The organism is Pseudundibacterium arcticum (genome assembly GCF_042646465.1).
GTDB classification, from domain to species: domain Bacteria; phylum Pseudomonadota; class Gammaproteobacteria; order Burkholderiales; family Burkholderiaceae_D; genus Undibacterium_A; species Undibacterium_A arcticum.
Map to the genome: position 1 here is coordinate 36,767 of NZ_JBHRTP010000080.1, position 6,567 is coordinate 43,333.

Annotated in this window: 2 protein-coding genes and 3 pseudogenes; 2 read left to right on the forward strand and 3 right to left on the reverse strand. The window is 53.3% G+C overall.

The window, feature by feature from the left end; genetic code table 11:
- Nucleotides 1-528: 528 nt before the first annotated feature.
- Nucleotides 529-1,155 (forward strand): annotated as a pseudogene (locus tag ACFOFO_RS21470) (IS701 family transposase); the annotation flags it as partial.
- Nucleotides 1,156-1,362: 207 nt separating this feature from the next.
- On the opposite strand, the gene ACFOFO_RS21475 reads toward ACFOFO_RS21470, so the two are convergent.
- Together ACFOFO_RS21475 and ACFOFO_RS21480 are read right to left on the reverse strand one after the other, a co-directional pair.
- Nucleotides 1,363-3,276, reverse strand: a complete 1,914-nt coding sequence (locus ACFOFO_RS21475) for a hypothetical protein (RefSeq protein ID WP_390332807.1) — start codon at nucleotides 3,274-3,276, stop codon at nucleotides 1,363-1,365.
- Between the two features lie 705 nt (nucleotides 3,277-3,981).
- Nucleotides 3,982-4,584 (reverse strand): DUF4760 domain-containing protein, encoded by a 603-nt coding sequence (locus ACFOFO_RS21480; RefSeq protein ID WP_390332810.1) that lies wholly within the window; start codon nucleotides 4,582-4,584, stop codon nucleotides 3,982-3,984.
- A 105-nt stretch (nucleotides 4,585-4,689) separates the two neighbouring features.
- Between ACFOFO_RS21480 and ACFOFO_RS21485 the strand changes: the two are divergent.
- Nucleotides 4,690-5,716: pseudogene (locus ACFOFO_RS21485) on the forward strand (IS5 family transposase).
- 316 nt (nucleotides 5,717-6,032) lie between these two features.
- Here ACFOFO_RS21485 and ACFOFO_RS21490 read toward each other — a convergent pair.
- A pseudogene (locus tag ACFOFO_RS21490) lies at nucleotides 6,033-6,497 on the reverse strand (IS5 family transposase); the annotation flags it as partial.
- Nucleotides 6,498-6,567 lie beyond the last annotated feature (70 nt).

A 6,567-nucleotide genomic window follows, 5' to 3' on the forward strand; every position in this document is an offset into this window, starting at 1 on the left:
GCTAAAGGTTTTCCAAACTCAAAACGAAAAAACCCGCATCAGCACTGGGCTTGAGGCGGGTTTCTGGATGTCACTGGACTACTTAAAACCAATTCTTGGCGGTGAGTGCAGTCTTGCGCGAACCTGTCTCTGCACCCTATTCCCTGTAACAGGGAAAAATACAGCGAATTGATCGAATTTGTTCTGCATTCGGTTGCAGGCACCGTGGACAAACCCACACCAGCACTTGCGCTCCCGGTTATTTGAAGCAATTGACAGAATTACAGAACAGGGAACGAATAGGGTATGAGCAGGGAATTTTCAATTCGCATCCGCAGTTCGAATCGGCTTTCGGGATTCGAACTGCGGATGAATAGTTCGCCAGCGAATGGCCCTAAGTGAGAAAAGAAACCTAGCCTGAATATTTCATAAAAAGGGCAAGGATCGCCGTAAGTGATTGATAGAATGAGAGTTTACGAGAAACGCATTCATCAACACAAACAACGCGTTGCCCAGCATGAATTCTACGACAGAACAACTCCGATTTGCATTCGGCCCGGAACGACTGTATGGGCGCCGGGCATATCGCCGCTGCCTCCGATACCCCAACCCGGGCGGGGACGACCATCAACCTTGCTGCGCCGGGGGCCGGGTCATGAACCCACTGCAGTGAAAGCGTTGGCGATGGGATTGCCATCAGCGTCCTACCAGCAGGTTGGTTGGCGAGAGGGCACCAATACGGCATTGTCGTCGCGCTTCACTGCGTTGCGCGTGCGACCGGCGCATCGCGACTATTGGCGCAGCGAACAACGCGAAGAGGAATGGTTATTGATCGAATGGCCCGAAGGCGATGCTGAACCGTTGAAATACTTCCTCTCGACAGCACCGAGCGACGCCACACTTGAGCAACTTGTGTTCGTGACCAAGATGCGCTGGCGTATCGAACGCGACTATCAAGAACTAAAGCAAGAATTTGGACTGGGGCATTACGAAGGGCGAGGCTGGCAAGGGTTTCACCATCACGCAACTCTTTGTATCGCCGCCTACGGTTTTTTGATCACTCAACGCCTCAATCATCGAGGCTCTAAAAAAAACTCTGCTCGGCCAGAAATCCTTGCCCTACCCGACGATTACATCCCTCGCGGCAGCGGGGCGCACGCAACGCCACGTACCTGACTCCATTCCGACGCTGCGCGCACTCATCGCGCGCGCGATTGCAATACAGCTCCAGCGCTGCCCATGCTGCAACGTAGTTCGATACAATTTGTGACACAGTAAGATTAGCATCCGAGCGGCCAAACCGCCGTAAAGTCTGGACGTCATCAACGGCATACATGCCGCGCCCGACCTCGAAGCCCTCAGGCCAACTCCCCTAAGCCACCGTCAGTGTTTAAAGCATTGAAGTGCGTCGCGCCCGTGTGCCACGATGTACGCCTGTTGGTGGCCGATCACTGCCACCAATTGACTCTTGTCCTTAGCCCTTCCAGTGCATGTCTGCAGCGCTGCGAGAGTGGTTGCCGAGCCAGCGCAGTCCTGCAAGACTGGAACCGTCGAATTCTGTGATCCATCGCTCCACGAATGTACTCCGTAAATGCATCCCTTCACGTTCGCCACAAACTCGATCCCGACGCTAGACAATAAATTGAGAGCAATGAGGGGATGCAAACTGTTCTCGACGTCGCGTCGCAGCGTCTGCTGCGCGCTCCTGAGCCGGTAAAGCGTACTGTAGATATCAATGAGTTGAGCATCTGCTTGGCGAACCTGGGTCGTGATGTCGGCAAGCAGTGCCGTCTTCTCCTTTTGAAGCGCGTCCAATTGTTGCCTAAGTTGGGCTATTTCGTTTGCGTTTGCGCCAGTGTGGAGGGCGCTGTCGATTGCTGCCAGTACGACCGGGCCGGTCTTAGCGAGAGATGAAAAGCCGTTTGACATGTTGTCACCCGACTTCTTGAAGTCAGCGCTCTTGTCAACAAAGTAGTCTTTCAGCAGCCCGAAATCACTGCTTGGAGCATTCTTCGTAAGGGCCTGAAACGCCGTAAGACCTGTTGTCAGCTCTGAGATTCCTGACACAGTTCCAGCGATCGCACCCGCCACTTGCAGTAGGTTCGTGCTGCCCGCGGCCGCTTGTATCTGCGCACTCTGAGTCGAAAGAGAAGCGATTCGACTATCGTAGAAAGTTTGAGCGACGTACTTTTCAATCGCCAGGAGCGCTTTCAGAGAGCTGAGCTGAATGCCGTTCAACGCGACCAATTGCTTGTTGATCTCGTTAAGCTTGTCCTCCAAACTAAGTTGGCGGAGGTCGTCCCTCACAAATTTCAAATCCTTTTGCAGAAAAATATTCATATCGACAACACGCTGTCCATTGAGCGCGCGGTTATCGCACGAATAGAATTTGAAGATCGTGAAAGTCATCTGTGTATCGCTAGGAAAGTCCTTGAGGGCCATTAGTGCGCCGGTTCCGTCGTTACACACATAGGCGCGCACCATTTCCATCATTGCGTCAGAACGCGCAAACGCGTTATAGGAGACTACTTTCACCTCCGAAATAGGCTTCACCACAGGGGTAGTGCTTTTTAACCCATCAAAATCAGATCCGATTGCGAGAAACCGCGCATAGATTCCGTCCACGGCGACTCTGGAAATGAAATTGCCCAGGTAGTCGGTCAGTGAATAGGCATCCACCGGACTCGCGAGGTCCTGGGTCCAGACATTGTAGTTCGTGCCATTGCTGGGCCGCGGTTGGTAAATCGGAGCCATGGTGATCTCTTGGGTCGCCACCCGTGAAATGAAGGTGTTCATCACGGCTGCGTTTGCAGCAAACGCAGCGTCAGTGTTTGCCGCAGGATCGTAGGTGTAGACGTGGATAACCGAGCGATTGACGGGCGTCCTGACTGCCATGGCCGCAGCGAACTGATCTTGGTCGCGTTCAATTCCTTGCATTGCAAGCTTCTCGCAATTTGGCGGCGGTGCTGGTCTCCTGTTGTCGCACGCAAAAAGTCGGCCGTTTGCCTTCGACGAAAGGATTGCTGAGGTTATCGTATCCCGCAGAGAAGCGGTATTCGACTGGAACGGGTCTGCTGAATGCTGGCGAATTGGGTCAAAACTCGCGTCCTGCAGCGGTGTGAGCAGGAACACGTCACCTCCCGATGTGTCGAAGACGCCAGCGCCTTGGAGTTGCGCGGGTGTCAGTCCCTGTCCCATAATGCACACCACATCTCGAGGTTGATAGAAGTGCTCGCGGTACGACCTTATTTGGTGGACAGCATCGGCGCCCGGGTAAACCTTTGTATCGTTGTACATTTGCGTTGGGTACGTGACGTACGATTCAAAGTGTCGCGCGTATGAACTTTCGTCCATCGGCGCGATGGGCCTCGCCGCGCAGGAAAGCGTATTGCTAGCGGAAATTGACTGAGCCTGTGATGATTGCGCTGATAATCCTATCAGTGCTGCAAGCGCCCAGATTGCGCGAGCAGCACTCCAATGGGTCGGAACAGGTCGATGACCAATTGAAACCAGAAAGATCGACACGATATTGCCTCTCAACATCAATACCCAAAAAGAGAAACGAGAAAACCTTACCTCGCATTCAGTTCACACCTGCCATCGGCAGAGTGTCATCACCGACCCGCAGCAGTTGATGTGTTCAACAAAAATACCGGTCGCGCAGATCCGTATAAAAGCTTACTTTCGATGGTTTTTCGCGCCTCTGTCTTTGAGAAACGAAGCCAGGTCAATACAATCCATCAATTTTTCGTCGTAAAATAATTCAGCGTCCTTCATAAGCAAGTACCGAGATGAACGCCCCGCAGTCCATAGCAATGTAGTATGAAGCCGCGGAATGCGAAGTGCGCGGGACCTAATTGAACCATGTAGACGCCTTTCGACATATGTGATCGCCTGCGATAGCTCGACCGCATGGCTACCAAATAGCACGGTGCACAGACGCGCTGTTTTTTTACGGTACTGATCAATATCTGCAACCGCAGCAGGCATATGATTGCGCACTCATTTCCCGTTGCGTGTATTGCTATAAATGAATTGCGCAAGTTCGGGCCATGCAGTGCGATCAATCTCCACCGCGGTTCTGTAAGAAGGATTCTTAAAAATTATTCCCCCAAAAAACTGTGTGATCAGTTGCCGGTCGGCGAGTTCTGAATTGAACGCCGCAGCGACGACTTCCAGAAAATTTAGACGGCGTGCAAAATAGTTTCTCAGTAGTTCGGATTCTTTCTCTTGTATGGTGATCTTACCGTTTTCACATCGGAATCCCTCCCCCCCATTTCCCCTTATTATTTCCGAAAAAAATGTTGAGATTTCATCATGGTATTTTCCCTCTACTTTGAACATCTCTCCGTTTAGGAGGGCCGCAAGCATTGGTCTTTCCAAGTTTCTTAGGCATTCGCGCATGATGGATATTGGCGAAGGGGCTTCGACGCGGCACCATTCTGCAGCAAAGTCAATGGCAGTGCGTTTTTGCCGTCGCGCGTCATCATCTTTTCCTTGTCTATATGCATAATAAGCAGCATAGACGGCGGCTACAGCAGATATTATCGCCGCTGCGTCGCCGTAGGAAATATCAATGCCAAATAAAGTGTGCGCCGCCATCATGTTGAACCTTTCACGTAATTACTTAAGGGCACCTCTAAAAACCTCCCCATCCACACAACTGATTCAGTAAAATTCTGATTCCGAACTGATCGACGAGTCCAAGCGATGATGATTCCCAAGCCCAGCATGTTTGCCGAAGACGAACGTGGAAACAGACGTTCCAAACTGGGCGACCCGCTCGTTGGTTTGACCAATCATGTCGACTTCGTTGCCTTGGCAAACGAGATCGATCTTGCGTTACCTCGGCCGTCACGTGCCAAGGGCGGTCGACCACCGTATCGGACGGTCCTGATGGCCAAGATTCTGGTACTGCAACAACTATACAACCTTGCCGATGACGCGCTTGAGTATCAACTGCTTGATCGTCGCAGCTTCCTGCAATTTCTCGGGCTCACCGAGAGCAGCACCATTTGCGAAGACGATCTGGCTGTTCCGGGATCGCCTGGCGCAAGCTGGGCTGGGAGGCAAGCTGTTCGAACAAGTGCAACAACAATTACTGGCGCATGGCTACCTTGCACGCTGCGGTCAAATCGTTGACGCTTCGCTTGTCCAGGCGCCAGTCCAGCGCAACAAACGCGAAGAGGCCGACACTGTAAAGGAAGGCACGATGCCGGTCGCTTGGTCCGCGCATAAACGTGCGCAAAAAGATGTCGATGCGAAGTGGACCAAGAAGCACGGCAAGAGCGATTTCGGATACAAGCTGCACGCGAGCGTCGACAAACGCCACAAGCTTATACGCAAAGTCATCATCACGAATGCCGCCGTGGCCGACACCACCGTTTTTGAAGAGCTGCTCGATCCCAACAACACCAGTCGCGACGTATATGCCGACCGTGGTTACCCAAGCGCTGAGCGCGAGGCAACGTTGAAGCAGGCCGGATGGCGCGTTCAGATACAGCGAAAAGGCAGCGCCACAAAGCCGATTTCGCAAGCGCAGAAGCAGCGCAACCGCCGCATCGCGACACCACGTGCCCGCGTCGAGCACGTCTTTGGCGCAATGGCTCAGATGGGTGGCAAACTGGTGCGCTGCATGGGAATCGTGCGCACGACGTTCGCCTTGAATCTGAAAGCGGCCAGTTACAACCTGCGGCGACTCGTATTCTTGAAGGAACGAGGCATTCCGGCATTCTGATTCAGAGGCCGAGGCGGCCAATCCGAACGCAAAACCGATCCAGCAGTGCCACGCAAGAGCGCCAAAGCGACCGTTCTTACGTCACGAACATCAAAATTTCTGGCTCGAATCGGCCACCTTGATGACTGTGCCATTTTGTCGCGTTAAAAAGCGGTTATTCGAGGTGCCCTTAAGGAACCGCTGAACAATTGACGTTTTCTGCGCGAATCCTACCGACGCCGGGACGAATTCGTTCAGCGACCAAAATCTGATCTTTCTGGCCAAATGAAGCTGCCATATTGCATATTTTTGCTTCGTTTTACTCGGTTTTCGTCGTTCATGACGCACCTTGGGCATCGAGCATTCCCAAGCGTCGGCGCGCCATCACCAAGTTGGCCAGGCCGAATAGGGAAAACGGTTGTGCGGTGTTTTTTGCCAAGCCGCGATAGCGCGTTTTACGATGACGAAACAGGTTCTTCACCACATGGAATGGATGCTCGACCTTGGCGCGAACGCTTGCCTTGGTGTGCTCAAGTTTCTCGCGCAAGCGCCCCAGTTTGCTCTTGGGGAGCGCCTTGCGTTTGCTTGGCCGCAAAGCGACGTGCCAGGTGATGTCCGGATGCTGATTTTCTCCGCGCTTTTCGACGCCCTGATAGCCCGCGTCACCCAGCGCAATCTTCTCGTCAACGTGCAACAGCGCATGAGCCTGCGTGACGTCCGCGACATTGCCGGCCGTGCCGACCAGCGTGTGGACCAGGCCGGAAGCGGCATCCACGCCGATATGCGCCTTCATGCCAAAGTGGTGAGTCGGCCGAGGGAACTTCCCCCTCAGCCGCTCGCAGGTAGGGTCGAGCACTGGCGCGTTGATTTAG